The organism is Nesterenkonia sp. F (assembly GCF_000220985.1).
GTDB lineage: Bacteria > Actinomycetota > Actinomycetes > Actinomycetales > Micrococcaceae > Nesterenkonia.
In genome coordinates this window covers 1-1,126 of the sequence record NZ_AFRW01000084.1, presented here as the reverse complement: position 1 = coordinate 1,126, position 1,126 = coordinate 1, and the positions used below count along the sequence as shown (strand labels likewise).

General features: G+C 69.6%; 1 protein-coding gene. It reads right to left on the bottom strand.

What is annotated here, in order from left to right; genetic code table 11:
* The coding region (locus tag GU5_RS15870; protein WP_010524850.1) for an alcohol dehydrogenase catalytic domain-containing protein at nucleotides 1–1,126 on the bottom strand (1,126 nt) is incomplete at both ends.

Sequence of the window (1,126 nt, the reverse complement as noted above, 5' to 3'; positions counted from 1 at the left end):
TGTCTCGCCTCCGATCAGGTGGGTCGCCGAGCCGGCCGGGACCGGCCCGTTGGGCAGGATCGAGACTTTGACCGAGCCGCCGGTGGAGTCGCCGACCATGTCCAGGGCGGTCTGGAAGTCCTCGAGCGGGTACTGATGGGTGCAGACGGTGTCCATGGGCAGCTTGCCGTCCTCGATGAGCTTGATCGCCGCGGGCCAGCAGTGCGGGCCCAGGTGGGCGCCGAGGACGTCGAGCTCCTTGTCGTCGGAGATGATCGACCAGTCCACCGAGGCCTTCTCCTTGAAGACCGAGTACTCGATGAAGCGTCCCAGCTTGCGCAGGATGTTGATGCCCTGGGCGACGGCCGAGGGGTGGCCGGTGGCCTCGATGTAGACGTCGGCGCCGTAGCCGCCGGTCAGCTCCTTGATGATCGTCTCGGCGTCCTGGGAGGCGATGTTGATGCTCATGTCCGCTCCGCAGGCCTCGGCGAGGGCGAGCTTCTCATCGACCATGTCCAGGGCGATGATCCGCAGCGGGTTCTTCTGCCGGGCTCCGGCGATCGCCGAGAGGCCGATGGGGCCGGCGCCGGCGATGACCACAGTGTCCTCGAACTGGATCGAGGCCCGCTCGACGGCGTGCATCGCACAGGAGAGCGGCTCGGAGAAGGCCGCGTGGTGGCCGGGCAGCTCGGAGCTGACCGGGTGGGTCAGGGCGCGTTCGGGGATCAGGACGTATTCGGCCATCGCGCCGTCGAAGCCTTTGAAGCCGAACATGTCGTGGGGCTCGCACATCCAGTAGGCCCCGCGGCGGCAGTAGAGGCAGTCCCAGCAGGGCACGATCTGCTCGCAGGCCAGCCGGTCTCCCATCGCCGCGCCGCGGGCGGCCAGCGCACCCTCGCCGGCGGCGACGATGGTGCCGACGAATTCGTGGCCGGGGATGCGGTCGGTCTCGGCCCAGGCGGGCTTGTGCTCTCCGCCCCAGAACTTCTCCGCGCCGTGGTAGCACTTCAGGTCCGAGGCGCAGACGCCGACGGCGTCGGTGCGCAGCAGCAGCTCGCCGGGTCCGGGGTCGGGACCTCGCGGGTGGTCAGGCGGTAGTCCTCGGGGCCGTGGACGACGACGGCGCGCATCGTCTCCGGCAGAACGG